Raw genomic sequence first — 25,489 nt, 5'->3', positions numbered from 1 at the left:
CAATGTCTGATCCGGTGAAGCTCACGCTCGTCGGCGCGACTGGCCTTGTCGGCCGCGCGGTGATGGAAGAGCTGGTCGGCCGTTCCGATTTCCGCCTCACCGCCATGGCGCGGCGGGAAGTGCCGTTGCCGAAGGGCGCGCGGATGGAAATGCGCCTGGCTCCGGTGGAGCAGTGGGGCGAAGTGCTGCATGCGATCCACCCCGAAGTGGTGATCTGCGCGCTGGGCACTACCTGGCGCAAGGCGGGGCGCGACGAGGAAGCTTTCCGCGAGGTCGATTATTCGCTGGTGCTGGATGTGGCCCGTGCCGCGAAGGAAGCGGGTGCCTGGCACTTCATCTTCGTCTCTTCCGTCGGCGCCAATTCGGCGGCCAAGAACTTCTATCTGCGCGTGAAGGGCGAGACGGAGAATGCACTGGCCAAGCTGCATTTCAAGCGGCTCGACATTCTGCGCCCCGGCCTGCTGCGCGGGGTGCGCCATGGCGACATGCGCCCGGCCGAAGGGCTGGGGCGGCTGGCAAGCCCCTTGACCGATCTGTTGCTGCAAGGTTCGTGGAGCAAATATCGCTCCATCTCGGCCCATCGCCTGTCGCAGGCAATCCTCTCGCTCGCACGGGAAAAGGCGGGCGGGCGCTTCGTGCATGAGCATGACAGCCTGATGCGCGCGATCCATCGCTACGAGTTGAAAGACCAGCAGGAACAGGCTTGAAGGTCGCCATGAAGCAGACCGCCCCCGCAGCCGCCCGCAATCGTGAACCCATTGCCGAGGTCCTGCGGCAGGAACTGCCGGATAAGGGGCTGGTGCTGGAAATCGCGGCGGGCACGGGCGAACATGCGGTGCATTTCGCCGCTGCCTTTCCCGCGCTGCAGTGGCAGCCGACCGATCCGGACGCTTCCGCGCTCCAGTCCATTGCCGCATGGCGGGAAGAAGCGGGCCTGTCCAATTTGCGCGCGCCGCTCGCGCTCGATGCCGCGTCTGCCGACTGGCCGGTAAGCGCAGCCGATGCGATGGTGTGCATCAACATGATCCATATCAGCCCCTGGACTTCGGCCGAGGGGCTGTTCGCCGGCGCGGCGCGGCTGCTGGGCCAGAGCGCCCCGCTGGTCCTCTATGGGCCTTATCTGGAAGATGCGGTGGAAACCGCGCTTTCCAACATCGCCTTCGATCAGTGGCTGAAAGACAAGGACCCGCGCTTCGGCATCCGCCGGATCGAGGATGTGGACGCGCTGGCCGCAGGCAACGGCTTTGCGCGTACCAGCCGCGTGGCAATGCCGGCCAACAATCTGGCGCTCACCTATCGCAAGCGCTGAGGGCTGACCGGCAGCGATCGCCGCTTATTTGTTGATCGCCTCTTCGCCCGTCTGGCCGACGGATTCGATATCGCGGCCCAGGCCCTTCACCGTGTTGCAGGCAGAGGCGGTCAGCGCGATGGCGGCAAGGCCGGTGGCGATAACCAGTTTGCGAAGCATGTTGTGCGTTCCTTATGCGTTTCTGGCTGGAACCTATCGCTCCGGCCGCATTGATGAAAGATGACTAAAGGGCGGCCTCTTTTTCGGCCAGCCGTGCGGCTTCCAGTCTCTGGCGGTGCAAATGGTGTTCGCGCCAGGCGATCACCAGCCCGGCCGCGATGATCATCGGCGCACCCAGCCATGTGGCCGTGGGGGGGAGCTGGTCCCAGATCAGCCAGCCGTAGAGCGTTGCCCAGATCAGCGAGGAATAATCCATCACGATCACACTGGCCACGGCGCCATAGCGCAGGGCTGCCGTCAGCAGCAGCTGGCCAACCGTGCCGACCACGCCGATGCCTGCCAGCAGCGCCCATGTCGTCGCATCATGCGCCTTGCCAACGAAGGGCAGGAACAGGGCGGCGACCGGCGTGCTGAAGGCGGCGAACCAGAACACGATGGTCAGCGGCTTTTCCGTGCGGTTGAGGTCCGCCACCTGAATGGAGATCAGCGCGATCATGAAGGCCGCGCCCAGCGCCACTGCGGCGCCCAGCGGCTGGATATGCCCGCTGCCGGGCTGGGCGATCACGATCACGCCGATGAAGCCCAGCGCCACGGCGGTGGAGCGATAGATGCCCACCTTCTCCTTCAGCAGGATAACGGAGAGGATCACTGCGAAGATCGGCGCGGTGAAGCCGAAGGTGGTCGCTTCCGCCAGCGGCAGCATGATGAAGGCGCTGAAATTCAGGATCATCCCGATCATGCCGTAGATCCCGCGCACGGCGTGGGTTCCGGGGCGCTGGGTCTTCAGCTGTGCAAGGCCGCCTGTCGCCATCACCCACGCCAGCAGGATGGGGATGGTCAGCCCCTGTCGCCAGAACAGGATTTCCATCAGATGCACGCCGTGCGCCGAAGCGAGCTTGACCAGCGCAGTCATGGTGGAAATCGCCGCTATCGCGCCCAACCGGATCGCCAGCGCCAGCAGCGGTCGATGGCGGGCGGGCGAAGCGGGTGGGGCGGATGGCGAGGGCATTCCCTCCGCCTTAGTCGTCCAGTTCAAGCGATCAAGCCCGGCGGCGGCTTGTCGCGGGGCAGATGCGCGCCCATATGCCGCGCACCATGCTGCACGAACCCGATGCCCTGCGCTTTGCCAGCGATGCCACGCTGTTCGGTCTATGGGGCGGCGGGCTGCTGCTGATGGCGGGCATTGCCATATGGGCCGACGTCCGGCGCACCAGACGCAAGCATATCGACAAGGTGGGCTGGATGCCGTGGACGAAGGTCTTCTTCGTCTGCGCGCTGGTCGGGCTCACGCTGATCGGGCTGGCGATCAAGGGCGGCTAGAGCGACGTGCAAGCCGGCTTGTCTGGCGCGCACCATGTCCTATATCGACGGGGTGAGCGGCGCATGCCTGTCGCTCACCCATGGAGTGTGGATGTCCGAGCTTGTGTGATTGGGCTCTCTGAATTTCAGAGAGCCTTGTGAAACCGGAACCGCCGGATGCCGTGCATCCGGGCGATTTTTCACGCCTTTCACACGAGACTTCCATGAATATCTCAAGAAACGAACAGCGTGCGCTGCACGTTCTGGCCCTTGGCGGCCATATTCTGCATGAGCGGGGCGATGGCCCCAAGATCACTTCCGTCACCTGCTTCACCCGCGAGGGGCTGGTCCTGGCCGATTTCGACCTGACCCTCTTCAATCGGCTGCGGCGCAGGCGCCTGATCGTATCGCGATCCGGCAGTCCCTATCGCATATCGAAGCGCGGCCTCGCCTCCGTGCGGGCACAACTCGACAATCGGGGGGCATGACATGCTGATCCGCAATGAAGCGCCGGGCGATATTCCGGCAATCGCGCAGGTAGTGACGGAGGCGATGCGCCTGCTGCCGCAGGCCACCGGAACCGAGGCCAGCATAGTGGACAGGCTGCGCCAAAGCGGCGCGCTTACCTTGTCGCTCGTCGCGGAGGATGGGGGTGTGGTCGTGGGCCATCTCGCTGTATCGGCGGCACGGATCGGGGAGCAAGGTGGCTGGGGGCTGATCGGCCCACTGGCCGTTGCGCCTGAACGGCACCGGCAGGGGATTGGCTCGGCCCTGATGGCAGAAGCCATCCGCCGCTTGCGGGCGGACAGCCAGGGCGCGGCTCTGGTGGGCGATCCGGGCTATTATGGCCGGTTCGGCTTCCGGGCCTTTCCCGGCCTGTTCGTGCCCGGCTGCCCGCCGGAAGTGGTGCAGGCCTTGCCCTTCGATGGAGCGGCGCCGCAGGGGGAACTGATCCACCATCCCGCCTTCGGGCTCGACCAGAAGGAGTGAGGATCGGGGCCGGGCCGCACCTTGCACGGGGCGGCCCGGCATCGCCCCTTGCCAATCCGATCCACTCGCTGTAACTGCGGCCCGTCATCTGGGGAGTAGCCAGCCGCCGCGAGGCGGGCCTGCATGTCAACATACTTGGTCGAGAGGCCATGGTGTGCAGGGAACGGGGAACCACCGTTCGGGCGAGACCAATGGCACCGTTCCTTCGCTCGGCCGGGCGGGGGGAATTGGTGCTATTGCTGTCTTGCTTGCGCCCGGCCCCGGAGTTCTGCCTTGGAAGCCCTGCTTACATCCACTGCCGTGGTCGCTCTCGCCGAGATCGGCGACAAGACCCAATTGCTCGCCATCGTGCTGGCCACCCGTTTCAGGCGGCCCGTACCCATCATCATGGGCATTCTGGTGGCCACTCTGGCCAATCACTTCCTTGCCGCGCTGATCGGCGGGCAGGTTGCCTCGCTGCTCGACGGGCAGTGGTTCCGCTATGTCATCGCCGCGTCCTTCATTGCCATGGCTGCCTGGACCCTGGTGCCTGACAAGCTGGACGAAGCCGAACAGAAGCCCCCGCGCTTCGGCGCCTTCGTTTCCACCACCATTGCCTTCTTCCTGGTGGAAATGGGCGACAAGACGCAGGTCGCCACCATTGCGCTGGGCGCGCAGTACCAGAACGCCGTGCTCGTCACGCTCGGCACCACGCTGGGCATGATGATCGCCAATGTCCCGGCGGTGTTGCTGGGCAACCAGCTGATCAAGCGCATTCCGCTGGCCACCGTGCGCGTGATCGCGGCGCTGCTGTTCCTGGTCATCGGCGTGTGGCTGCTGGCGCAGACGGCAGGTCTGCTGTGATGCGGAACGCTTCATCGGCCGGACAGTTGGGGGGCATTATGCCCCCCGGCGGAACGAGAAAGGTGACCCCCATGAAATCGCTTGCCCTTGCCAGCCTTTCCGCCTTTGCCGCCCCTTTCGGCGTGGCCGCGGCAGAACCGGCGGAGGAACGCGCCAGCTATCGCTGCAAGGTGGAGACCATGCGCAATGTCAGCACGGCGGAGTTTCCGCCGATTACCGAGCCTGTGCGCGTCTTCGCGGCTGCTGATCTGGAGGATCGGGGCGGGGTGCTGGCGCTGGATGAGGTCGTGACGGACGAGCATAGCGAGAGCCTCGTCACTCACACGATCGAGCCGGCTTCCGGGCGCTATGAAGCGACCGCCATGCGCACCGACCATGGGATGGGCGAGCAATATCAGATCGAATCAACCGGATCGTGCGAACAGGTGGCGGGCGAAGGGGAGGGCGCGCAATGAAGGCCCTGCCATTCGCTCTCCTCGGCGGAGCATTTGCGCTGGGCTGGGCCGTCCATGCCGGGGCCGAGAATGCGCCGTCGCTCGACGAAGGGCGCCAGATCTTTCGCGATACGGGCTGCAACCAGTGCCACAAGCTGGCCGATGCCAATTCGGCCGCGACTTATGCGCCTTCGCTGGACAGCAATCCGCATATGTCGCGCGAACTGGTGCTGGACCGGCTGACCAATGGGCGCGGCGACATGCCCAGCTTCACCGGCATCCTCACTGACGAGCAGATCGCTACTCTGGCTGATTATGTCAGCCGCGCGGCGGTGCCTGCCGAGACTGCCGGCAACCTTACGGGTGGCGCGGCCGGCCATTGATAGGGCATGATCGGCCCAGTTTTTGCCTGAGGAACCTGCGCCGATGCCCGTGATGACCGCCATGCAGATCGACGGCCCCGGCCATCCGCCCCACCTTGTGGAGCGGCCGGTGCCGCAGCCGGGTGCGGGCGAGATATTGGTGGAGGTGTCGGCCTGCGGCGTGTGCCGCACCGATCTCCACGTGCTCGATGGCGAAGTGGAAGCGCATTACCCGGTGATCCCCGGCCACGAGATCGTGGGCCGGGTGGCGCAGTTGGGCGAAGGCGTGACCGGCTTCGCCCTTGGCCAGCGCGTGGGCATTCCCTGGCTGGGCCATGCCTGCGGAACTTGCCGCTATTGCCGCGCGGGCCGGGAAAACCTCTGCGACCGGCCGCTTTTCACCGGGGCCACCCGCGATGGCGGCTATGCCACCCATGCTGTGGCGGATGCGCATTTCTGCTTCGCCCTGCCGGATCGCTTCTCGGACGTGGAAGCCGCTCCGTTGCTCTGCGCCGGGCTGATCGGCTGGCGGGCCTTGCGCATGGCGGGCGATGCACCGGTGATCGGGCTCTACGGCTTTGGCGCGGCGGCCCATATCCTCGCCCAGATCGCCGTGTGGCAGGGGCGGACGGTCTATGCCTTCGCTCGTCCGGAGGATGAGGAAAGCCGAGCTTTCGCGCTGTCGCTCGGCTGTGCCTGGGCAGGTGCGTCGAGCGATGCCCCGCCGCAGGAAATGGACGCGGCGCTGATCTTCGCCCCGGTGGGAGAGCTGGTGCCGCTGGCGCTCAAATTCGTGCGCAAGGGCGGGCGCGTGGTCTGCGCGGGCATTTACATGAGCGACATTCCGGCCTTTCCCTATGCCGATCTCTGGGGAGAGCGGGAAATCCTCTCCGTCGCAAACCTTACGCGGGAAGACGGGACGAGCTTCTTCGAAGTGGCGGAAAAGGCCGATCTGCGCGTGGCGACAGAGGCATTCCCTCTGGGCGAGGCGGCAGCGGCGCTGGAGAAGCTGCGCGCGGGGGCGTTGCAGGGCGCGGCGGTGCTGGTGCCTTAGGCCTATGACGCCCGCTCGTCCTGAGCCTGTCGAAGGACGCACGGGACAATTGAACTGGAGTGAGATCACTTCTCAGGTTGAGACCATTTCAAACCTGTCTTTGAGCAACCGGCAGCGCGCGTCCTTCGACAGGCTCAGGACGAGCGGAGGTCGTGAATCGGGTGGTCATGAGGAAGGACGGTGTCCCTGGCGCCTTCCCATACCGCCCAACCCTTTGGCCGCCGTTTCAGCGCGAGCAGCGCCGTAACGTCCCGCAGGTCTTCGGCGGACAGGATGTCCACCTTGAGCCATTTGCCGTCGCGGAAGGTCTCGGTCTCGTCGAACAGGCGTGAGAGCCGGGCGCTGAAACTGCTGCGCTGCGCCTCGAACTTTTCGCGCTCCGTCTCGCCCAACACGATGACGGCGGCAAACGAGCCATATTCGGGCAGCAGCGTACAGAAGGCCCGGGATTTCTTGTAGCGCAGGGCCCAGCCGTGCTTCTTGCCGCCATAGATCCAGTCCGGGCTGAAGATGCCGGGATAGGCCTGGGCAATCCATGCCCGCAGGGCAGTCCAATGGGTGAAGACATCCGCGCCGATCCAGTCGCGGACCCTCTCGTCATCCGGCACCGAGGTCTTGTCGGTAAGCCGGTCTGCTGGGCGGGGTGCGGTGGCCATGCACTCTCTCCTGACGTCGGGTTCGCCGCAGAGGAGGCGCCGGTGGGCAGGGCTTGTCAAACACCTTTCCTACACAGCTGAAATCTGGCCTAACCTCGTGGATGGAACCGCGCCGGAATCGACCCACCAAACGCTCCGCAAGGCAGCAGGGCGAAAAGTCACACTTCGCTGCGCGCGAAATGTCTCTGCATTGCGCCGATGGTGCAAATAAAGCACGTGATTACAAAATGATGCATCCGGCTTCGCGCAAGATGTCGAAGCCGAAGGTCACAGGTTTCGCCGGTCGTTCCGTGTCACTTTCCCGCCAGGCGGCGGGGGGCGGAGCCTTAGAGGCACGCCTCCAGATAGGCCTGGTCGAAGCCGAACTGGCGGGCCTTTTCCAGCGTGTAGGGGCGCAGGCCCGAACTGCGGAATTCGCCCAGAATCTTCCCGTCCTCGCTCTCGTCGAGATATTCGAACTTGAAGAGTTCCTGCGTCACGATCACGTCGCCTTCCATCCCGATCACTTCCGTGATGTTGGTGGTGCGGCGCGAACCGTCGCGCAGGCGCTTCACCTGCACGATCAAATCCACCGATTCCGCGATCTGGCGGCTGATGGCTTCCTTGGGGATCTTGATGTCGCCCATCAGGATCATGTTTTCCATACGGCCAAGGCATTCACGCGGGCTGTTGGCGTGCAGGGTACACATGGAACCATCGTGGCCGGTGTTCATGGCGGCCAGAAGGTCGAAACATTCCGCGCCACGAATTTCGCCCAGGATGATGCGGTCAGGGCGCATACGCAGGGCGTTCTTCACGAGGTCGCCGATGGTAATGGCACCCTGGCCTTCGAGGTTCGGCGGGCGGGTCTCCAGCGGCAGCCAGTGCGGCTGCTGCAGGCGAAGTTCGGCCGCGTCTTCGATGGTCAGCACGCGCTCGCCCGGGTCGATCATTTTCGACAGGGCGTTGAGCATGGTCGTCTTACCCGAGCCGGTACCGCCCGAGATGACCACATTCATGCGGCAGGCACCCGCGATCTTCAGCGCGGTGCACATCTTGTCGCTCATCGAGCCGAAGTCGCGCAGCATGTCGAGCGTGATCGGCTTCTCGGAGAACTTACGAATGGAGATGGCCGTGCCGCGCAGCGAGAGCGGCGGCACGATCACGTTGACGCGGCTGCCGTCCTTCAGGCGGGCGTCGGCCAGCGGCGTGGTCTGGTCGACGCGGCGGCCGACCTGGTTCACGATGCGCTGCGCGATCTGGAACAGGTGCTGCTCGTCGCGGAACTGGATCGGGGCGAGCATCAGCTTGCCCTTCTTTTCGATGTAGGTCTGGTTCGGGCCGTTGACCATGATATCGGACACGTCCGGATCGCCCAGCAGCTCTTCCAGCGGGCCGAAGCCGAGCAACTCGTCGATCAGCACCTTTTCCAGCGCGAATTGTTCGCGCCGGTTGAGCGTGACCTTCAGCTCGGCCAGCACTTCCATGATGATCGGGCGGAATTCCTCGGAGAGTTCCTCCTTGGAAAGAGTCGCCGCAGCTTCCGGGTCCACGCGTTCGAGCAGGCGGGGAAGCACCTGTTCCTTGATCTTGTGGACGCTCGCCTCGAAGCCTTCGATCAGCGGCGAATTATCGACCACCTGATTGGCGCGCTCCGACAGGCGGGCCATCGCGTCGGAGTTCTTGTGGCCCATCGGATGGGCGGCGCCGTCATCGCCGGGCAAAGGCGGAAACTGGTCGCCACCGGACGGGGTGGGCGTGGGCTTGCGATAGTCGCCACCCTTCATCGGCTTGGCAACGCCGAAGCTCGGCCGGGCTCCGGGAGCCATGCCGCCTACGCCGTTCTTCCGTCCGAATGCACTCATTCCCCGCTCCTTGCGGCCGTCAATTCAAGGGTCCCGCGAGCACTGCCATCAAGGCATTGTGCCAAACGGGGCCTGTCGAAGTTTGGTGAATAGATTACGAACCTTGAAATTGTCTAAATGCGGGGCTGCGCGTGGCCTCTGAGGGATGTCCTGCGTGGCTTTCCGGTAAGCATTTGATCTATTTGTCGATTTTGTATGCAAGATGGGTTTCGCGGGCGACACGATCCCAGGAATAGTAGGTTTGGCAGTGAACCATGGAACGGGCGAGGAAGGCCTTGCGCTGTTCATCGGTCCATTCGGAAATCCGGCCGATTGCCGCAGCCCAGGCAGCAGAATCGCCGGGGGGAACTCCAAACCCGGTCACCCCTTCCTCGATCGCCTGAATCAGGCCGCCGGTGGTCGATGCAAGCACGAGGCCACCCGCGGCGGCACCTTCGGTCGCCACCAGTCCGAATCCCTCGAACTCGCCTGACTTGGGCTCGATGTTGGGAACGATCACGCATTTCGCCTTGCGATAGGCATCGATCAGCGCCGTGCCCTGAAGATTGCCGACATATTCAACCGCCGGATGGTCGAGCGCGGCGAGTTCGTCGCTGTCCCACCCGGTGCCGGCGACCTTGAGAGTCGAACCGGCTGGCAACAGGGGCAGGACGTTGCGAATGAACCAGGCGCAGCCCTTGCGCTCGACAAGGCGGCCCGCGAACAGGATGAAGTCCTCATGCGTGCCGTCAGGCGCCGGGCCGCGAAGTTCTGTGGCGAGAGGGACTACCTCGATATTGCGCCAGCCCGTGCCGGCGGTGACGTCGCGCGTCGCGTTGGAATTGGCGATGATCGTCGCCTTGCCCAGCAAGAGTGCTCCAAGGCGCAGATATGCGCCATATGCATTGCCCTTGAGCCCGCCGCGCCGATGGAAGGCCACGTCTGTCCCGTGGGCCGAAATGACAATCCTGCGATAACCCCGCATCCTGCCGACAAGGGCGAGGGGCCACAGGACCATGTCGCCGATATGCAGCACGTCGGGCAATCGGCGGCGGAAGAAGGCGCGGAGGCTCGCGGTGAGGCCGAACCGGAGCAAATGCGGCATCTTCGGCGGCATGCCATTGGCCTGCCCGGGCAAGGCTATGACCTCGATCGGCTCGATCGCCGCCAGTTCGGCAGTCAGCTGATGGCAATAGGTTTCCATCCCGCCGACTGCCGGCGCCCATTTGCGGGTGATGAAGAGTATGCGAGAATGCCCCTCCATCGCAGTCTCAGGCGACAGCCTCGATAAACAGGCGTGCGGAGAAGAGCGGCCCCACCACCGGCAGCCGGGATAGTGGGTGCAGCACTTTCAGTATGTTGTAATGCGGGATGATCTGCACGTCGATCGCGTCAGCGGCAAAGCCGGCATGTTCCAGCAGCGCGGCCGTCGCCTTGCCGGTTCGGACTGCGATATGTTCCGGGAAACGCGGTAGCAGCCCGAACTGCCGTGCCCGTTCCATGAAGAAATCCAGATTGGGGGTGTGGAGGTATAGCCGCCCGCCCGGACGCAGGGCGCCGCGGATCGACGAATAGATCTCGATCGCCAGCGCATCGTCGACATGTTCGGAGAAATCCAGCGTGGTCGCAACGTCAAACGCCTGCGGGTTGGCTCGGCAGAAATCGCGAATGTCACACAGATGGAAACGATAGTCCCGGCAATTCTCGCGCTCTGCCCAGGCATTGGCGGAGGCGATGAAGTCAGGTGAGAAGTCTACGCCGTCGTAGCTCGCGAAACTGTCCCCCATGGCATGAAGCAGCATGCCGTTGCCGCAGGCGAAATCCGCAACCCTGGTCTCCTTCGTCAAATGCATGCGCGACACCAGCCTTTGCACCCGGGTGAGGGGCTTGGCATTGTAGCGCGCAACGTAATCCCCGCTGTGCAGGGCCACGCTGTGTTCGTCGATACTGCTGGCGGATCGGGTCATCGCAGGTTTCCTGGTGTCTTGCTCGTTGCGTTGCCTCCCAGCGCAGGGCGGGCGCGCAGGCGCAAATGCGGTATCAAGGCGGTGCACGCACAGGCGAGGAGGCTGAACAGCCGATCGATCCCCACTGCCAGAAATGCCGTTCCCGGCGAGAATTCGACTGTGGTTGCGACAAGTGCTGCGAGGGATTCACTGATCCCCAGACCGGCGGGCGCGATCGAGGATGCCGACCCCAGAAGACTTGCCAGCACAAAGGGGAACATGGCCGAAAGCGCGGCCGGAGCATGAAGCGCGGCGAAGGCGAATTGCAGCCTGACGGCAATCAGTGCGATGCCTGCCATGCGATGCAACAGGGTCTGGATTGCCAGCGCCGGTCCAGCACTCGCCCAGAGCCAGGTCGTAATGGCCAGCACAAATGCTAGGCCCGCAAGGAGAAGAGGCAAGGCAAGTTGCAGCCCCTGATGCCATAGCGCGATACCCGCGCCGAGCATGCCGAGCGACACCCATAAGATCGCCGTCAGGATGACTAATGCGGAACTGCGCTTTACCCCGGCCCCTTCCTTGACCAGCGCGCCGGCCCTCACGATTGCCCCGCCGGGCAGGGGCAGCATTTCCGCCAGATAGGCATAGGCGCCGATGACGGTGGCCTTGCCAAGGGGCATGGAAAAACCGCTGCTGCGTGCAAGCAGGACGAGGCCGAGCCCGCCATAGAGCAGCGAAGGGATCATCAGCAGCGCAAGAATTGCAAGCGGCCCCGGGCGCAGATCGGACGGAGAAATCGCGAGGCCGGAAAAGGACCACCAGGCGCCGCCCGCGAAGATGAGCACGGCAAGGGCAAGTGCAGCAAAGCGCCAGACGGGCTTGCGCAGCAGGCTATGGCCTGCCGGGTTCAACGGCAGATGTTCGACCAATCGGGTCAGCCATTTCGGAAGCGGATTGGCGTTCATGGACTGCTTTGCTGTCGGCGGGTGAGCGTGCCTGCGTGCGAGACGCTCGCTGGATTATGGTAAATAATCCGAAAATCTTGACGGAGTCTAAATACCCTCCGTCCCCTCGCGGACGGTGCGCGTCGTGGCGCTATTGCGGTGAAAGGCGCAGGCGTCCGGCCTGCACGCGGCCTTGTACCACGCCGGGTCCCGCTCGAGCCGCAGCACCAGCCTATCGTAACTGTGCGGGTGCAGTGCGCGGGAGAGATAGATCCAGTCCGCCTGGGCGGGAACAGGTACGTCTTCGCCTGCGAAGAACCGTGCCGAAAGGGCCAGGTCCGGGCCGACACGGACGGGATCGGTCGCCCGTTCCGAGGACAGGTTGGTGCGTCCTGCGAAGACCGCGCTCCAATTGTCATCTCCGGGCGTCGCCGCGAGCAGCGGCGGTTCTGGATATTGCCATATGATTTCAGCCGGGGTGCTCTGCTTGCGTAGATCGGCCAGCACCGAGCGGTCGTCCGCCGGAACGAAGGTGGTGAAAGCATCTCGCCCGTTGGCATGCCATAGCAGCCGCACTGCGGCCGTCGGTGCGGCGAGCGCCGTAAGCACCAGGAGAACTGCCACGGCGACGGCGCTCTTCTTTCCGTTCCCCGGCCCGAAGGCTCTGCTCAACGCCCAGCCGCCCGTGATGCCGACTGCCACTGCCATGAGGTTGACGAGCCGCAGCCGCAATTCATGGGCGATCAGCTTGCCGACGGCTGCTTCCGCGACAATCGCCACGCCGATGACCGTGACGATGAGCGACCAGGCGAAGATGCGGGCATTGCGCTCGCTGGTGTCGGCGGGTGCCCATTTGGCTGCCAGATAGAGCGCGGCAAGGGCAGGCAGGCCGCAATTGAGGAGAGTCAGGGAAAGGGAATGGAAGGCTCGCTCGATCGTGCTGCCTGGCAACCCGCGCTCCGGCGCGCTTTGCAGGATCGTCGCAGGGTCAGCTCCAGTGAGCGAGACGACCTGTAACGCCAGGACAAGCAGGCCAGATGCGATCGCCATCGCGGCCAGTTCGGGGATCGCCGCAATCCGGCGTCGGTAGAGTTCGGTCAGCCCGTAGGTCAGCAGGATCGCGGCCCCGAACAGGGTAGATACCGTCATGGCAGTGCTGAGAGCAGCGAGGGAGAGCATGCGCAGGCGCAGGGCGGGCTTGTCTGCCCCCAGCGTTAGCACCGCCCAGCCAAGCAGCAGTGCAAGCACGAGCGCATGCTGCGGGATATAGAGGGCAAGGGAGGCGAAGGCAGGTTCGACAGGCGCGTCCGTTCCATGGAGCAGCTCCTGCACTCCGCCGGGAGCAAAGAGGGCCTTCCACGTGGCCGGGCGGGCGCAGATGAAGGTGGCAAGGGAGGCGGCGATGCCCGAGATATTCGGCGATGCTCCGCCGAGGCGGACAACGCCGTAGAACGTGGCCGCCAGTAGCGCGGAGTAGATCGCATTCGCCGTGTAGATTGCAGCCCATCCATCTCCGCCGATCGACGTCGCCGCGCCGGGCAGGACATGGCTGAGCCAGTAATAATGGAGCGGAAGGCCTGCGCCGAAAATGTCTCCCGCTGGCAGGCCCAGATCGGCGATGCCGAAGACATGGCCGATATGTTTGAACCAGTCCGCATTATACCAGGCATGGATGCGCAGCGAACCATCTGGCAACTCGGTGATGGCGAGCGCGTAAGTTACTACACCCTGCAGGACGAAGAAACCGGCGACAGCCAGTGCCTGCCATTCGAAGCCTTGCCAATGCCATGCCTTGCCCCGGCTTATCGCGAAGGCGGCGATGGCGAGGAGGAGCGAGACAGGAAGCAGCACCCAGGCCGGCAGGCTCGCGCCGGTCACCCCGTGAAACGCTGCGGCGATGAGTGCCGTGGCCATCATCGACACGGTTAACGATGCAATGGCAGCCGCTGCCGCGCCGGCGGTGGAGACACGTTCCCCACGGCATAGCAGAAGGCCGGGCAAGGCCGCCACAAAGGCCAGGATCGCCGTGGCCAGTACCGTGACGATCATGCCGCCAATTCCTTACAAATAGCGTTAACCAATTCTTTTCCTCCTGCCCCTAGCACGATGCAACCGGAACAGGGGAAAACGCAAACATGTCGTTTGAAGCGCCGATCGATCAGATTCTGGCCTCATCGCTCGAGCTCAGCTTCGTCGTTCCGTTCTTCGACGAAAGCGAGAGCCTGGAAATTCTCTATCGGGAAATCGTTGAGAATTGCGAAGGGCTGGGCAAGAGTTTCGAGATCATCTTCATCGACGATGGCAGCCGCGATGGCGGGGAGCGCATCGTTCGCGATCTGATGGAGCGTGACAGCCGCATCAGCCTGATCCGTTTCCGCCGCAATTTCGGCAAATCGGCTGCGCTTTCAGCCGGGTTTGGCGCGGCGCGGGGCCAGATCGTCTTTTCCATGGATGCCGATCTTCAGGATGATCCGGCAGAGATCGGGGCTTTTCTGGCAGCTCTCGATGAAGGGGCGGAGGTCGTTTCGGGCTGGAAACAGGTTCGCAACGATCCGCTGGACAAGACCTTGCCTTCGCGCCTGTTCAACAAGGCAGTGAACAAGGCTTTCGGGCTTGAACTGAACGATCACAATTGCGGCTTCAAGGCTTATCGCTGCGAAGCCCTGGAAGAGCTAAACCTCTATGGCGAGCTCCACCGTTTCGTTCCCGCGCTGCTTCATGCACGCGGGTTCCGCATCGGCCAGATCCCGGTGCAGCATCGCGCGCGCCGCTTCGGCAAGTCGAAATTTGGTGCCAAGCGGCTGATCAAGGGCGCGCTGGACCTCCTGACCGTTTGGCTCAACACGCGGTATGGCGCACGGCCGCTGCATCTGTTCGGGGGCGGGGGGCTGATCCTCTCGACACTGGGCGGAGCGATCCTGAGCTACCTGACCGTGCTGTGGTTCATGGGTTACGGCATCGGCGAACGCCCGCTCTTGATGTTGGGCATGCTGCTGGTGCTGTTCGGTGGCCAGATGATCACCGTCGGCCTGCTGGGCGAACTCATCCTGCGCAGAACCATCGGAGAGCGCGACAAATATTCGCTGAGCGAATGTTCCGGTGCGGCCTTCCGGCGTGAACTTCCGATCAGCGTGCTGGCTGGAAAGGCCCTGAAAGCCTAGATAATCGGGCAATCGCGAAAGGGAGGCGCATCCTTCCTGCGTAGAACGGCAGGCGCGCCGGATGCGGCAACTTTTGCGCTGCGTGCAACAAATTGTGGGGTCTGGCGCAAGACCGTGGGCGCTCCTATGGCAAGGTCCATTTCAGGAGAGAGCCCCGCCCATGTCTGCCCATCATCATGAACGCGCCGGCCTGCTTTGGGCGCTTGCAGGGTTCTGTACGCTTTCAATCGGCGATGCGATCGTCAAGGGCATGGCGGGCCAGTGGTCGCCCGTGGCGATGGCCGCGACGCGCTACGTGGTGGGGACGATCGGCCTGGCGATTCTTCTGTGCTCGCGCGAAGGATGGCAGGCGATCCGGCTGCCATCTGCGAAGCTGCAATGGCTGCGGGGTGTCGCGATCAGCTTTTCCGCAATCGGCATGTTCCTGGCCGTGTGGATCATGCCGCTGGCCGAGGCGACGACCATTGCCTTCACTCAGCCCATGATCACCGCCATGCTTGCTATGTTCTTCCTGCGGGAGCCGGCGCGGCCTGCGGCGTGGGTGGCCACGGCCATTGCCTTTGTGGGCGTGATCATCGTGCTGCGGCCGAATTTCGAGGCGTTGGGCTGGGGCGTGCTGTTCCCGCTGATCGGCGCGACGGGCATGGCGGTGACGATCATCGCCAACCGCGCCGTGGCCGGCACTGCAGGCGTGCTGGCCATGCAATATTACATGTCGGTCACGGCGATGATCTTCCTCATCTTCGCGTCGACCCTGGGCCATTTCAGCGGGATCGAGCGCTTCGAACTCGTCTGGCCGCATTGGAGCGTAGTGGCCCGCTGTGCCTTCATCGGCGTCAGCGCCACTTTCGCCCAGTGGTTCATCTATATGGGCACAGTGAAGGCCGGCGCGGGTACGATTGCGCCTATGACCTATGGCCAGTTGCTGATGGCCGTGGGGCTCGGCTGGATTTTCTATAACGACATTCCCGATCCCGTGGCCCTGCTGGGCGCGGCGATCATCATCGGGGCCGGGCTGTTCTTGTGGTGGGACAGCCGCCGCAGAGCCCTGCGCGCAACAGCGGAGGCGAAGTGAAGGGCAGCGAGAGATCGGGACTGTTGATCGCACTGGCGGGGTTTGCCCTGTTCACTTGCGGTGATGCGGTGACCAAGAGCATTGCCGGCGCGTGGTCCCCTCTTGCCGTGGCGGCCCTGCGCTTCACGCTGGGGGCCGTGGTTACCGGCGTGCCGCTCTATTTCCGGGAAGGCGTGGGCGCCTTCATCCCGCAGAACCCGTGGTTGCAGCTTGCGCGCGGCGTCAGCCTGGGCACGGGCACGCTGGGCTTCTTCTGCGCGATCTTCCTGATGCCGCTGACTGTCGCGGTTTCCATCACCTTCGTAGCACCGGCCATCGCTGCGCTGCTGAGCCGCCCCTTGCTGGGCGAGCGGGTGCGTCCGGTCACATGGGTTTCGGTGATCGTTGCCTTTACCGGCGTGCTGATCGTGCTCCGGCCCAATGTGATGGCCCTGGGCTGGCCGGCCTTCCTGCCGCTGCTCACCGCGCTGGGGATGAGCCTGCTGATCATTTCCAATCGCGCCTCTGCCGGGCAGGGCAGCGCGCTTTCCATGCAGTTCTTCGTAGCGGCAGGTGCGGCCGTGCTGCTGATAATCGCGGCGCTGGTCGGGAATGCGAGCGGCATTGCCATGCTGCATATCGGCTGGCCGGACTGGACGGTGATCGCACGATGCCTGGTCGTGACCGGCACCGGAACGATCGGGCACTGGATGGTCTATGTCGGCACTACGCGGGCAGGCGCATCCACCATTGCGCCCGCGACCTATATCCAGCTTCTGGCCTCCACGGCGCTTGGCTGGATATTCTTCAACAACAGCCCCGACCTTGTGACCATGGCCGGGGCCGCAGTGATCATTTCGGCCGGGTTGCTGATGTGGTGGGATGCGCGGCGGCGCGTGAATGCAGCCATCCGGGAAACGCGCGCGTTGCAAGGGCGCTGAAGGGCAGGGGCCGATCTAGCCAGGCCTGCCGTCGTTTCCGTCATTGCGGAGGTGGACGGTCAGCACGCGTCCGTTGAAGGCGACACTCGCTACCGGATGGTATTCACGGGCGAGCGTAGCGCGCACGATAGCGACAGTGCGTTGGTTGGGGATGGTCACTGCGCGGTTTGCGGTGATGATGGCGCCCGGCTTTCGCGCCAGAATGCGGCGCACTTCCCGCGCCGTGTCGATGCCCAGCGCATGAGCTTCCAGCGCATTGTTCAGATGGTCGGGATAAATGAAGCGGGAAGGCAGGCAACTGCTCGTTGCGCGATACAATGCCGAAGGTCCGTCAAAGACATAGAGACAATGCTCCCGGTCATCGACATGGGGCGCGGCCAGTCTGGCAATCCGGGCGAGCGCTGCCCTGTCTGCCCGCGATTGGGCGAAGCGGTCCGGCAGGTGGTAATTGACCAGTTGCAGCACGATCAGGGCGGCCAGCGGCCAGCGGCCCAGGCGCGAGAACAGGGGCATCGCCATGAGTGCGGCTGCGGGCACCAGCGCGGCAAAGTAATAGGCGTAGATCGTGCTTCCCATGAACAGGCTTGCCACGCAGGAAGCGGCCCAGCCGGTGCGTAGGAGATAGGCGGGTGTTGGGCGTTGCCGCCCGATGGCCAACGCGATCGGACCGGCGATTGCCGGCATGGCGAGCACAAGGAAAAACGGTAACAGGCTCTTGGGGAACCACTGCCCGGTGGAGCCGCGATCGAAGATCGAGATGAAATTCGCGAAGAGGAATTCGTCCCAATAGCCTGCAAGAGCGTAGAAAAGACCTGCCATCGCGGTCGGCAACAGGCCCAGCAGGCCGAAGGTCAGCGCAGTCGGGATCAGCCGGGGCAAGCGCGCACCCTTACGGTGAAGCTGCCACAGAGCGGCCAAGCCGAGAAAGGCACATTGCGGGGCGACAGTATATTTGATCTGCAGAGCCAGTCCGCCGATCAGCATCGCCATACCAAAGTATCGCGACGCAGCTCCGATACCTGCCTTGCGGCTGCCTGCTTCCACCAATGCCAGCATGGCGAGCATCAGGGGGACATAGAAAGCCTCGCTCTGCCCGGCGAAGCTGCCGTAATACCCCATGAACACGGGATAGGCGATGCCTGCCGCCAGCGCGGCCATCCGGGTTCCTTCCCGTGCAGCAAGCCGCCAGGTGAGCATGGTGCCCGCAAGGGTGAACAGCATGGCTACCACCTGATAGCCCATTACCTGACCAAGGCCGGTGAGATCGCCGAACCATGCGGAAAAGGCGAAGATCAGGAACAGCCCGATCGGCTTTCGATCCCACAGATCGACATAGGGCAGCGCGCCGTGCAGCATCTGTTGCCCGATCAGATTGTAGAGTTGTTCGTCAAAGGACGGGGCAGGATTGCCCAGATAGGGCGCGCGAGTGGCGAGCGTGACGGCGAGCAGCAGCAGGAGGGACAGGACCGATCCTGTGGGCAGGCGAATGATGCGTGTGGTTCCCGTCATGCCCGCCTGCTTATGCACCATGGTCTGCCCGGTTTTCCTTTACGGCCTAGGACTGCAACGCAAGGGAAAGGTCAAGTGACAGAAACGCAAGCACTCACTGTCTGCTGGCTCTGCACTCGCCCGCTGGGCAGCAAGGTGCAGTGGCACCACACGGTGCCCAAAGCCAAAGGCGGGCGGGATACGGTGCCGGTCCACCCGATCTGCCACCGCACGATCCATGCCCATTTCACCAATGCCCAGCTCAGCCGGATCGGCGGTGAACGCCGCGCCCTTCTGGCCAGCGTGGAAGTGGCCAAGTTCGTGGAATGGGTCGCTTCCCGTCCGCCGGATTTTTACGTGCCGACCCGAAAGGCGCGCTGATTTTTCTAGGAAATCCGTCACTTTCCGAATTGTGCCAAGTGGTGATTTTCCCATGATGACGAAGTCAAGTTCAGGTGTCACTATGTCGCCAGCCTAACAGGGCAGGGAGAGAGAGATTGCGATATCACCTCGCTTGGGCGGCAGCCCTTGCCGTGGCGTTTGGCACCGTGCCGGCGCAGGCTCACCACAGCATGGCCATGTTCGACCAGGCCAAGGTCGTGACGGTCACCGGAACCGTGAAGGAATTCCAGTGGACCAACCCCCATTGCTACATCCAGCTGATGGTGAAGGACGCCAAGGGCGTTTCGAAGGAGTGGAGCATGGAGATGGGCGCGCCCATGTATCTCTATGCCAATGGCTGGCGGCCCAAGACGGTGAAGCCGGGCGATACGCTGAAGATCACGGTCAATCCCCTGCGTAATGGCGATCCGGGCGGGGTGGTGCTGGATGTCATGACGCCTGAGGGCAAGAAGCTGGGGAAGAAGGCCTGATGCGGCGCGCGGCCCAGCTTCTGGCCGCCGTGCTCATCGCCGGGGCGGCCATTCCCGCAATTCCCGTCCATGCGGAGACGGCGTCCCCTCAGCAGCGCGCCACGCAGTTCGCCAAATTGCCCTATTGGGACGGGCTGTGGCTTACCGAGAATGACGAGACGACCATTGGCGGCCTGTCCGTCGCCGCGCAGGACGCAAAGGCTTCGGGCGGCAATCCCACGCTCGATATCATGAAGCTGATCGGCTTCAACGCCCCCTGGAACGAGGAGGGCAAGCGCCGTCAGGCAGAGCGGATGAAGACCCAGGGCAATCGCAAGGCGGAAGGCTGGGGTTACCCGATGATGATGAACGGCGCCGCGCCGATCCAGTTTCTCATCACTCCGGAAGAAGTGCTGATCATCAATGCCTATCGCGATGTGCGCCATGTCTACACCGATGGGCGCGGCCATCCGGGCGAGGACGATATCTGGCCGACCGTCTGGGGCGATGCCATCGGCCGCTGGGAAGGCGATACGCTGGTGATCGACACGGTGGCAGTGAAGAACCCCAACGAGTTCTTCCACACGGCGCCGCCGCTTTCGGAAGAAGCCCATTATGTCGAGCGTATCCGCATGGTCTCGCATGACCGGATCGAGGCCGAGATGACGATCGAAGACCCGGTCACGCTCGCTTCGCCGTGGAAGGTGAAACTCGCCTGGGTGCGGGCGGACGGCTTCGACCGGATGATCCACGACAATTACGATAATGACCGCACCGGCTTCGACGGGGAGTTCAACACGATCGAACCCGCTTCCGAAGGGAAGTGAGGGTGCTGCTGGGGGAGAAGAGCATGAAGACGCGCATCACCATGGCCCTGGCGGCTGCACTGGCCCTGGCCTCCGTTCCCGCGCAGGCGCAGTTGCTGGCGGGAGAGAAGGACGCACCGGTTGCTGCAATTCCCGGCGTGATTGCTGCCGGGGCGAAGTGGGAACTCGTCTGGGCGGATTTCATGACGGCGGACGGGATGACCGGCACGGAGGATGGAGGCATTCTCTTCGCACAGGAGCAGAGCAATTCGGTCCGCAAGCTGGCGCCGGACGGCAAGGCCTATGTCTGGATGCCTGGCGTGGCGGGGGCGGGCGCCGTGTCCATCGATGCTTCCGGGCGCGTTTTCTCGGTGGAGCGGACCTGCACCGATCCGGGGCTGCACATGCCTTCCTGCCCGGAACTGACTCGCGTGGTCCAACTGGCGCCCGAGCGGCGAGTGCTGGCCAACAGCTTCGCCGATGGTCGGCCACTGGGGCGCCTCAACGATCTGTTCGCCGATGGACAGGGCGGGGCCTTCTTCACCCAGACGGGCCTGTTCCACGTCAACGCGGCAGGCAATGTGACGGTGGTGGCCGAGAAGGTGGACGCTTTCACCAACGGGCTGGCGCTGAGCCCGGACGGGAAAGTGCTCTACGTTACCGACAAGGAGAAGGTGCTGGCCTTCGATGTCGGCAAGGATGGCGCCACGACGAACCGGCGCGTCTTCGCCACGCTTTCGGGCGAGGAGAAGGGCTTTGGTGGCGATGGGCTGGCGGTCGACGGAGAAGGACGGCTCTACGTAACCGGCGATGCCGGGGTCCATGTGCTGGACCGGAGCGGCAAGGCGCTGGGTGTGATCCCCGTGCCGCGCCGGGCAATCACGGCTGCCTTCGCTGGGCCGGATCGCAAGACGCTTTACGTCGGCACAATGGGCGCCGTGGGGCCGGACGGGAAGGCGTGGGCCACGCCCGAGGGTGTGCGCAATGTCGCGATGACGATCTATCGCGTGCCGATGCTAGCGGCGGGGCCGGTCGATCGGCTGAAATAGCTCGTCGGGGGCGCGCAGCGCCTGATAGCGCAAAAGAAAAAGGGCGGCCCCGCGAGGCCGCCCTTTCAATATTGTGTCAGCGAAAGGCTGGATCAGCCTTCCACATGCTCCGCCAGCACGGTGAGGCCATTGGCGCCCACTTCGGCAAAACCGCCGCGGACCTTGATTTCCTCAGGCTGGCCACCCGCGGTGCGATAGACCTGCACGGCCCCGTCGCGGATGGTGGACATGAAGGGTGCGTGCCCTTCAAGCACACCGAATTCGCCTTCCTCGCCGGGGACGACCACCATGTGGACGTCCTCGGAAAGGACCAGCTTGGCCGGCGTGACGAGTTCGAAGTGCAGAGCCATCTGCTTAGGCGTCCTCAGCCAGCTTCTTGGCCTTGGCGACCGCTTCGTCGATGCCGCCGACCATGTAGAACGCGGCTTCCGGCAGGTGGTCGTATTCGCCGTCCACCACAGCCTTGAACGACTTGATGGTGTCTTCCAGCTGCACGAACTTGCCCGGGATACCGGTGAACACTTCGGCCACGTGGAACGGCTGCGAGAGGAAGCGCTGGATCTTGCGGGCGCGAGCCACGATCAGCTTATCTTCTTCCGACAGTTCGTCCATGCCCAGAATGGCGATGATGTCCTGCAGCGACTTGTACTTCTGCAGGGTTTCCTGAACGCGGCGGGCGGTTTCGTAGTGTTCCTGGCCAACGACGCGCGGTTCGAGAACGCGGCTGGTCGAGTCCAGCGGGTCCACGGCCGGGTAGATGCCCAGTTCCGAGATCGCGCGCGACAGGGTGGTCGTGGCGTCAAGGTGAGCGAAGGAGGTTGCCGGAGCAGGGTCGGTAAGGTCGTCCGCGGGAACGTAGATCGCCTGCACCGAGGTAATCGAACCCTTGGTGGTGGAGGTGATGCGTTCCTGCAGCTGGCCCATGTCGGTCGACAGGGTCGGCTGGTAACCCACGGCCGAAGGAATACGGCCGAGAAGGGCCGACACTTCGGCGCCTGCCTGAGTGAAGCGGAAGATGTTGTCCACGAAGAACAGCACGTCCTGGCCTTCTTCGTCGCGGAAATATTCCGCCATGGTCAGGCCCGAGAGAGCCACGCGAGCGCGGGCGCCCGGGGGTTCGTTCATCTGGCCGAACACGAGCGCCACCTTGGAACCTTCCGAGGTCGCATTGCCTTCGGCGTCCTTGGCGATAACGCCGGCGTCGAGGAATTCGTGGTAGAGGTCGTTACCTTCGCGGGTACGTTCACCCACGCCGGCGAACACCGACACGCCGCCATGGCCCTTGGCGATGTTGTTGATCAGTTCCTGGATCAGCACGGTCTTGCCCACGCCGGCGCCGCCGAACAGGCCGATCTTGCCGCCCTTGGCGTAGGGGGCGAGAAGGTCGATGACCTTGATGCCCGTCACCAGAATGGCAGCTTCGGTCGACTGGTCGATGAAGGCGGGGGCTTCGGCGTGGATCGGCGCGAACTTGTCGGCGCCAACCGGGCCCATGTCGTCGATCGGCTCGCCGACCACGTTCAGGATGCGGCCGAGGGTCTTGGGGCCGACCGGCACCGAGATCTGCTGGCCGGTGCTGGTCACGGGCTGGCCGCGCGTGAGACCGTCGGTGGCGTCCATCGCGATGGTGCGGACGGTGTTCTCGCCGAGGTGCTGGGCGACTTCGAGCACCAGCGTGGTCTCGCCGTTCTTCGTTTCCAGCGCGGTAAGGATCGCCGGCAGTTCGCCGGTGAAGGTCACGTCGACGACGGCGCCGATCACCTGGCTGATCGTGCCGCCCGCGGCGATGTTGGGCTTGCTCTTGGTCTTGGCTGCGGTGGCCATGTTCGTTTCCTTGCCTTTAATCTCTTAGAGCGCTTCGGCGCCCAGATTCCTGACAGTTGCTACAGCGCTTCCGCGCCAGCAATGATTTCGACGAGTTCGGTGGTAATCGCGGCCTGGCGGCTGCGGTTGTACTGGATGGTCAGCTTCTGGATCAGATCGCCGGCGTTACGCGTGGCATTGTCCATCGCGGTCATCGATGCGCCCTGTTCGGAAGCGGAGATTTCCAGCAACGCGCCGAAGAGCTGGGTCTTCAGATAGCGCGGCAGCAGCTCGGCCAGGATCGCTTCCTCGTCGGGCTCGTATTCCACGACTGCACCGCCGCTGGCGGACGGAGCCGCTTCGGGAGTGGGGACGGGCATGATCTGCTGCTCGGTCGGGTCCTGGGCGAGAGCCGACTTGAACTTTGCATAGACGAGATGGGCGACGTCGAACTTGCCGGCCTCATACATGGCGACCAGTTCGGCGGCGATCTTCTCGGCTTCCTCATAGCCCGGCTGGCGGACGTCCGAAGTGTCGAAATTCCCGGCGATCGCATCGGGGAAATTGCGGCGGATGGGCGCGCGGCCCTTCTTGCCGACGAGGAAGAATTCGACCTTCTTCCCTTCCGCGATCAGCACCTTCGCCTTGGCGATGGCCGCCTTGACGATGTTCGAGTTGAGGCCGCCGCACAGGCCCTTGTCGGTGTTCACCACCACCAGCAGGTGGCGCTGGTCGGAGCCGGTTCCGGCGAGCAGCTTGGGGCTGCTCTCGCTCACGGTAATGCGCGAGGCGAGCGAGCCCATCACCGAAGCGAGACGCTCCGCATAGGGGCGGGCGGCTTCGGCAGCCGCCTGCGCCTTGCGCAGCTTGGCCGCCGCGACCATCTGCTTGGCCTTGGTGATCTTCTGGGTCGACTTGACCGAGTTGATACGGCCCTTGAGTTCCTTAAGGCTGGCCATGACGGCTCCCTATTAGTCCCGTGGGGCTCAGGCGAACTGCTTTGCGAAAGCGTCGAGCGCGGCGACCGTCTTTGCCTTGGCCTCGTCACCGAATTCCTTGGTGTCGCGGATAAGGCCGAGAACGTCGGCGTGGCTCTGGCGCAGGAAGCTGAGCATTTCGCTTTCGTAGCGGGTTACGTCGGCCACCGGGATCGCGTCCAGATAGCCATTGGTGCCGGCGAAGATCGACACGGTCTGCTCTTCGAAGGGCAGCGGGCTGAACTGCGGCTGCTTGAGTAGCTCCGTCAGGCGCGCGCCGCGATTGAGCAGCTTCTGGGTCGAAGCGTCGAGATCGGAACCGAACTGCGCGAAGGCAGCCATTTCGCGATACTGGGCCAGTTCCAGCTTGATCGAGCCGGCGACCTTCTTCATCGCCTTCGTCTGGGCCGAACCGCCCACGCGGCTGACCGACAGACCGACGTTAATCGCCGGGCGGATGCCCTGGTAGAACAGGCCGGTTTCGAGGAAGATCTGACCGTCGGTGATCGAGATCACGTTGGTCGGAATATAGGCCGACACGTCGCCCGCCTGCGTTTCGATGATCGGCAGGGCGGTCAGCGAACCGGCGCCGTTATCGTCGTTCATCTTCGCGGCGCGTTCGAGCAGGCGCGAGTGGAGATAGAACACGTCGCCCGGATAGGCTTCACGGCCCGGCGGGCGGCGGAGCAGCAGCGACATCTGGCGATAGGCGACGGCCTGCTTGGAAAGGTCGTCATACACGATCACGGCATGCATGCCGTTGTCGCGGAAGAATTCGCCCATGGCGGCGCCGGTGTAGGGCGCGAGATACTGGAGCGGAGCCGGTTCCGAAGCGGTAGCGGCCACCACGATGGAATATTCCATCGCGCCGTTTTCTTCGAGCTGGCGCACGATCTGGGCCACGGTGGAGCGCTTCTGACCCACGGCGACGTAGATGCAGTAGAGCTTCTTGGATTCGTCGGTGCCCTGGTTGACTTCCTTCTGGTTGATGAAGGTGTCGATGGCGACGGCGGTCTTGCCGGTCTGGCGGTCACCGATGATCAGTTCGCGCTGGCCACGGCCGACGGGCACGAGGGCGTCAATCGCCTTGAGGCCGGTCTGCACGGGTTCGTGCACCGACTTGCGCGGGATGATGCCCGGAGCCTTCGATTCGACGCGGGCGCGCTTGTCGGCAACGATCGGGCCCTTGCCGTCGATCGGGTTGCCCAGAGCGTCGACCACGCGGCCCAGCAGGCCCTTGCCCACCGGAACGTCCACGATGGTGCCGGTGCGCTTGACGGTGTCGCCTTCTTTGATGTTGGCGTCCGAACCGAAGATCACCGCGCCGACGTTGTCGGCTTCGAGGTTGAGGGCCATGCCCTGCACACCATTGGCGAATTCGACCATTTCACCGGCCTGAACGCTGTCGAGACCGTGAATGCGGGCGATACCGTCACCGACCGAGAGGACGGAGCCGACTTCGCTGACCTGCGCTTCGGTGCCGAAATTGGCGATCTGGTCCTTGATGACCTTGGAGATTTCTGCGGCGCGGATTTCCATG

29 protein-coding genes are annotated in these 25,489 nt (G+C 63.9%); 16 read left to right on the top strand and 13 right to left on the bottom strand.

Translation table 11 applies throughout. The features are described from left to right. The first annotated feature begins 2 nt into the window (after positions 1-2). Together WFP36_RS10230 and WFP36_RS10225 are read left to right on the top strand one after the other, a co-directional pair. Positions 3-707, top strand: coding sequence for an NAD(P)H-binding protein (locus WFP36_RS10230; RefSeq protein ID WP_336980207.1), 705 nt, complete (start codon positions 3-5; stop codon positions 705-707). 8 nt (positions 708-715) lie between these two features. Next, positions 716-1,309 (top strand): DUF938 domain-containing protein, encoded by a 594-nt coding sequence (locus WFP36_RS10225; protein WP_336980206.1) that lies wholly within the window; start codon positions 716-718, stop codon positions 1,307-1,309. Between the two features lie 24 nt (positions 1,310-1,333). Here WFP36_RS10225 and WFP36_RS10220 read toward each other — a convergent pair whose 3' ends face one another. Next, positions 1,334-1,468: an entericidin A/B family lipoprotein gene (locus WFP36_RS10220; protein WP_054529412.1), complete on the bottom strand. Its 135-nt coding sequence runs from the start codon at positions 1,466-1,468 to the stop codon at positions 1,334-1,336. Positions 1,469-1,532: 64 nt separating this feature from the next. Next, positions 1,533-2,477 (bottom strand): DMT family transporter, encoded by a 945-nt coding sequence (locus WFP36_RS10215; protein ID WP_336980202.1) that lies wholly within the window; start codon positions 2,475-2,477, stop codon positions 1,533-1,535. A gap of 62 nt (positions 2,478-2,539) precedes the next feature. Here WFP36_RS10215 and WFP36_RS10210 point away from each other — a divergent pair, with 62 nt between their 5' ends. The 7 genes from WFP36_RS10210 to WFP36_RS10180 all read left to right on the top strand — a co-directional run bounded on the left by WFP36_RS10210 (position 2,540) and on the right by WFP36_RS10180 (position 6,450). Beyond that, positions 2,540-2,788 carry a hypothetical protein gene (locus tag WFP36_RS10210; RefSeq protein WP_336980201.1) on the top strand — a complete coding sequence of 83 codons (249 nt, stop codon included), beginning with the start codon at positions 2,540-2,542 and terminating at the stop codon, positions 2,786-2,788. A gap of 203 nt (positions 2,789-2,991) precedes the next feature. After that, a complete protein-coding gene (locus WFP36_RS10205) occupies positions 2,992-3,255 on the top strand; it encodes a YjhX family toxin (protein WP_082384704.1) in 264 nt (87 codons plus the stop codon). Position 3,256: 1 nt separating this feature from the next. Next, the gene (locus WFP36_RS10200; RefSeq protein WP_336980200.1) at positions 3,257-3,757 is read left to right on the top strand and encodes a GNAT family N-acetyltransferase; all 501 of its coding nucleotides are present in this window, start codon (positions 3,257-3,259) and stop codon (positions 3,755-3,757) included. 273 nt (positions 3,758-4,030) lie between these two features. Beyond that, positions 4,031-4,600, top strand: a complete 570-nt coding sequence (locus WFP36_RS10195; protein WP_336980199.1) for a TMEM165/GDT1 family protein — start codon at positions 4,031-4,033, stop codon at positions 4,598-4,600. 71 nt (positions 4,601-4,671) lie between these two features. Further along, on the top strand, positions 4,672-5,055 hold the full coding sequence (locus tag WFP36_RS10190; RefSeq protein WP_336980198.1) for a hypothetical protein: 384 nt from the start codon (positions 4,672-4,674) through the stop codon (positions 5,053-5,055). Further along, entirely contained in the window at positions 5,052-5,417 is a 366-nt protein-coding gene (locus tag WFP36_RS10185) for a c-type cytochrome (RefSeq protein ID WP_336980196.1), read from the top strand. The genes WFP36_RS10190 and WFP36_RS10185 overlap by 4 nt, the downstream gene beginning before the upstream one ends. Positions 5,418-5,460: 43 nt before the next feature. After that, on the top strand, positions 5,461-6,450 hold the full coding sequence (locus tag WFP36_RS10180) for a zinc-dependent alcohol dehydrogenase family protein (protein ID WP_419716628.1): 990 nt from the start codon (positions 5,461-5,463) through the stop codon (positions 6,448-6,450). Positions 6,451-6,584: 134 nt separating this feature from the next. Here the strand turns inward: WFP36_RS10180 and WFP36_RS10175 are convergent, their stop codons facing one another. The 6 genes from WFP36_RS10175 to WFP36_RS10150 all read right to left on the bottom strand — a co-directional run bounded on the left by WFP36_RS10175 (position 6,585) and on the right by WFP36_RS10150 (position 13,868). Next, positions 6,585-7,106 (bottom strand): DUF3788 domain-containing protein, encoded by a 522-nt coding sequence (locus WFP36_RS10175; RefSeq protein ID WP_336980195.1) that lies wholly within the window; start codon positions 7,104-7,106, stop codon positions 6,585-6,587. Positions 7,107-7,432: 326 nt separating this feature from the next. Beyond that, a complete protein-coding gene (locus WFP36_RS10170) occupies positions 7,433-8,950 on the bottom strand; it encodes a CpaF family protein (protein WP_336980194.1) in 1,518 nt (505 codons plus the stop codon). A 178-nt stretch (positions 8,951-9,128) separates the two neighbouring features. Continuing rightward, on the bottom strand, positions 9,129-10,193 hold the full coding sequence (locus WFP36_RS10165) for a glycosyltransferase family 4 protein (RefSeq protein WP_336980193.1): 1,065 nt from the start codon (positions 10,191-10,193) through the stop codon (positions 9,129-9,131). 7 nt (positions 10,194-10,200) lie between these two features. Further along, positions 10,201-10,896: a class I SAM-dependent methyltransferase gene (locus WFP36_RS10160; RefSeq protein ID WP_336980192.1), complete on the bottom strand. Its 696-nt coding sequence runs from the start codon at positions 10,894-10,896 to the stop codon at positions 10,201-10,203. Beyond that, positions 10,893-11,840 carry a hypothetical protein gene (locus tag WFP36_RS10155; protein WP_336980191.1) on the bottom strand — a complete coding sequence of 316 codons (948 nt, stop codon included), beginning with the start codon at positions 11,838-11,840 and terminating at the stop codon, positions 10,893-10,895. The genes WFP36_RS10160 and WFP36_RS10155 overlap by 4 nt, the downstream gene beginning before the upstream one ends. 87 nt (positions 11,841-11,927) lie before the next feature. Further along, on the bottom strand, positions 11,928-13,868 hold the full coding sequence (locus WFP36_RS10150) for a hypothetical protein (RefSeq protein ID WP_336980190.1): 1,941 nt from the start codon (positions 13,866-13,868) through the stop codon (positions 11,928-11,930). Between the two features lie 86 nt (positions 13,869-13,954). Here WFP36_RS10150 and WFP36_RS10145 point away from each other — a divergent pair, with 86 nt between their 5' ends. The 3 genes from WFP36_RS10145 to WFP36_RS10135 all read left to right on the top strand — a co-directional run bounded on the left by WFP36_RS10145 (position 13,955) and on the right by WFP36_RS10135 (position 16,975). Beyond that, positions 13,955-14,980: a glycosyltransferase family 2 protein gene (locus WFP36_RS10145; protein ID WP_336980189.1), complete on the top strand. Its 1,026-nt coding sequence runs from the start codon at positions 13,955-13,957 to the stop codon at positions 14,978-14,980. A 160-nt stretch (positions 14,981-15,140) separates the two neighbouring features. Continuing rightward, entirely contained in the window at positions 15,141-16,055 is a 915-nt protein-coding gene (locus tag WFP36_RS10140) for a DMT family transporter (RefSeq protein WP_336980188.1), read from the top strand. Further along, the gene (locus WFP36_RS10135; protein ID WP_336980186.1) at positions 16,052-16,975 is read left to right on the top strand and encodes a DMT family transporter; all 924 of its coding nucleotides are present in this window, start codon (positions 16,052-16,054) and stop codon (positions 16,973-16,975) included. The genes WFP36_RS10140 and WFP36_RS10135 overlap by 4 nt, the downstream gene beginning before the upstream one ends. 15 nt (positions 16,976-16,990) lie before the next feature. Here the strand turns inward: WFP36_RS10135 and WFP36_RS10130 are convergent, their stop codons facing one another. Beyond that, positions 16,991-18,484 carry an ArnT family glycosyltransferase gene (locus WFP36_RS10130; protein ID WP_336980185.1) on the bottom strand — a complete coding sequence of 498 codons (1,494 nt, stop codon included), beginning with the start codon at positions 18,482-18,484 and terminating at the stop codon, positions 16,991-16,993. Positions 18,485-18,559: 75 nt separating this feature from the next. Between WFP36_RS10130 and WFP36_RS10125 the strand changes: the two genes are divergently transcribed. The 4 genes from WFP36_RS10125 to WFP36_RS10110 all read left to right on the top strand — a co-directional run bounded on the left by WFP36_RS10125 (position 18,560) and on the right by WFP36_RS10110 (position 21,169). After that, positions 18,560-18,844, top strand: coding sequence for an HNH endonuclease family protein (locus WFP36_RS10125; RefSeq protein WP_336980184.1), 285 nt, complete (start codon positions 18,560-18,562; stop codon positions 18,842-18,844). Between the two features lie 116 nt (positions 18,845-18,960). Further along, positions 18,961-19,335, top strand: a complete 375-nt coding sequence (locus tag WFP36_RS10120; protein ID WP_336980183.1) for a DUF6152 family protein — start codon at positions 18,961-18,963, stop codon at positions 19,333-19,335. Continuing rightward, entirely contained in the window at positions 19,335-20,141 is an 807-nt protein-coding gene (locus WFP36_RS10115) for a hypothetical protein (RefSeq protein WP_336980182.1), read from the top strand. The genes WFP36_RS10120 and WFP36_RS10115 overlap by 1 nt, the downstream gene beginning before the upstream one ends. A 23-nt stretch (positions 20,142-20,164) precedes the next feature. Next, the gene (locus WFP36_RS10110; RefSeq protein ID WP_336980181.1) at positions 20,165-21,169 is read left to right on the top strand and encodes an SMP-30/gluconolactonase/LRE family protein; all 1,005 of its coding nucleotides are present in this window, start codon (positions 20,165-20,167) and stop codon (positions 21,167-21,169) included. A 92-nt stretch (positions 21,170-21,261) separates the two neighbouring features. Here WFP36_RS10110 and WFP36_RS10105 read toward each other — a convergent pair whose 3' ends face one another. The 4 genes from WFP36_RS10105 to atpA are packed head-to-tail and all read right to left on the bottom strand — an operon-like array spanning position 21,262 to position 25,488. Further along, positions 21,262-21,519, bottom strand: coding sequence for an ATP synthase F1 subunit epsilon (locus WFP36_RS10105; RefSeq protein ID WP_336980180.1), 258 nt, complete (start codon positions 21,517-21,519; stop codon positions 21,262-21,264). A gap of 4 nt (positions 21,520-21,523) precedes the next feature. Beyond that, positions 21,524-22,993: a F0F1 ATP synthase subunit beta gene (gene atpD, locus WFP36_RS10100; RefSeq protein WP_336980179.1), complete on the bottom strand. Its 1,470-nt coding sequence runs from the start codon at positions 22,991-22,993 to the stop codon at positions 21,524-21,526. A gap of 59 nt (positions 22,994-23,052) precedes the next feature. Continuing rightward, the gene (locus WFP36_RS10095) at positions 23,053-23,931 is read right to left on the bottom strand and encodes a F0F1 ATP synthase subunit gamma (protein ID WP_336980178.1); all 879 of its coding nucleotides are present in this window, start codon (positions 23,929-23,931) and stop codon (positions 23,053-23,055) included. 27 nt (positions 23,932-23,958) lie between these two features. After that, on the bottom strand, positions 23,959-25,488 hold the full coding sequence (gene atpA / locus WFP36_RS10090) for a F0F1 ATP synthase subunit alpha (protein ID WP_336980177.1): 1,530 nt from the start codon (positions 25,486-25,488) through the stop codon (positions 23,959-23,961). Position 25,489 lies beyond the last annotated feature (1 nt).

It is taken from the genome of Fulverythrobacter fulvus, assembly GCF_037154085.1.
GTDB classification, from domain to species: Bacteria; Pseudomonadota; Alphaproteobacteria; order Sphingomonadales; family Sphingomonadaceae; genus Andeanibacterium; species Andeanibacterium fulvum.
This window is presented reverse-complemented; position numbering and strand designations above follow the sequence as displayed.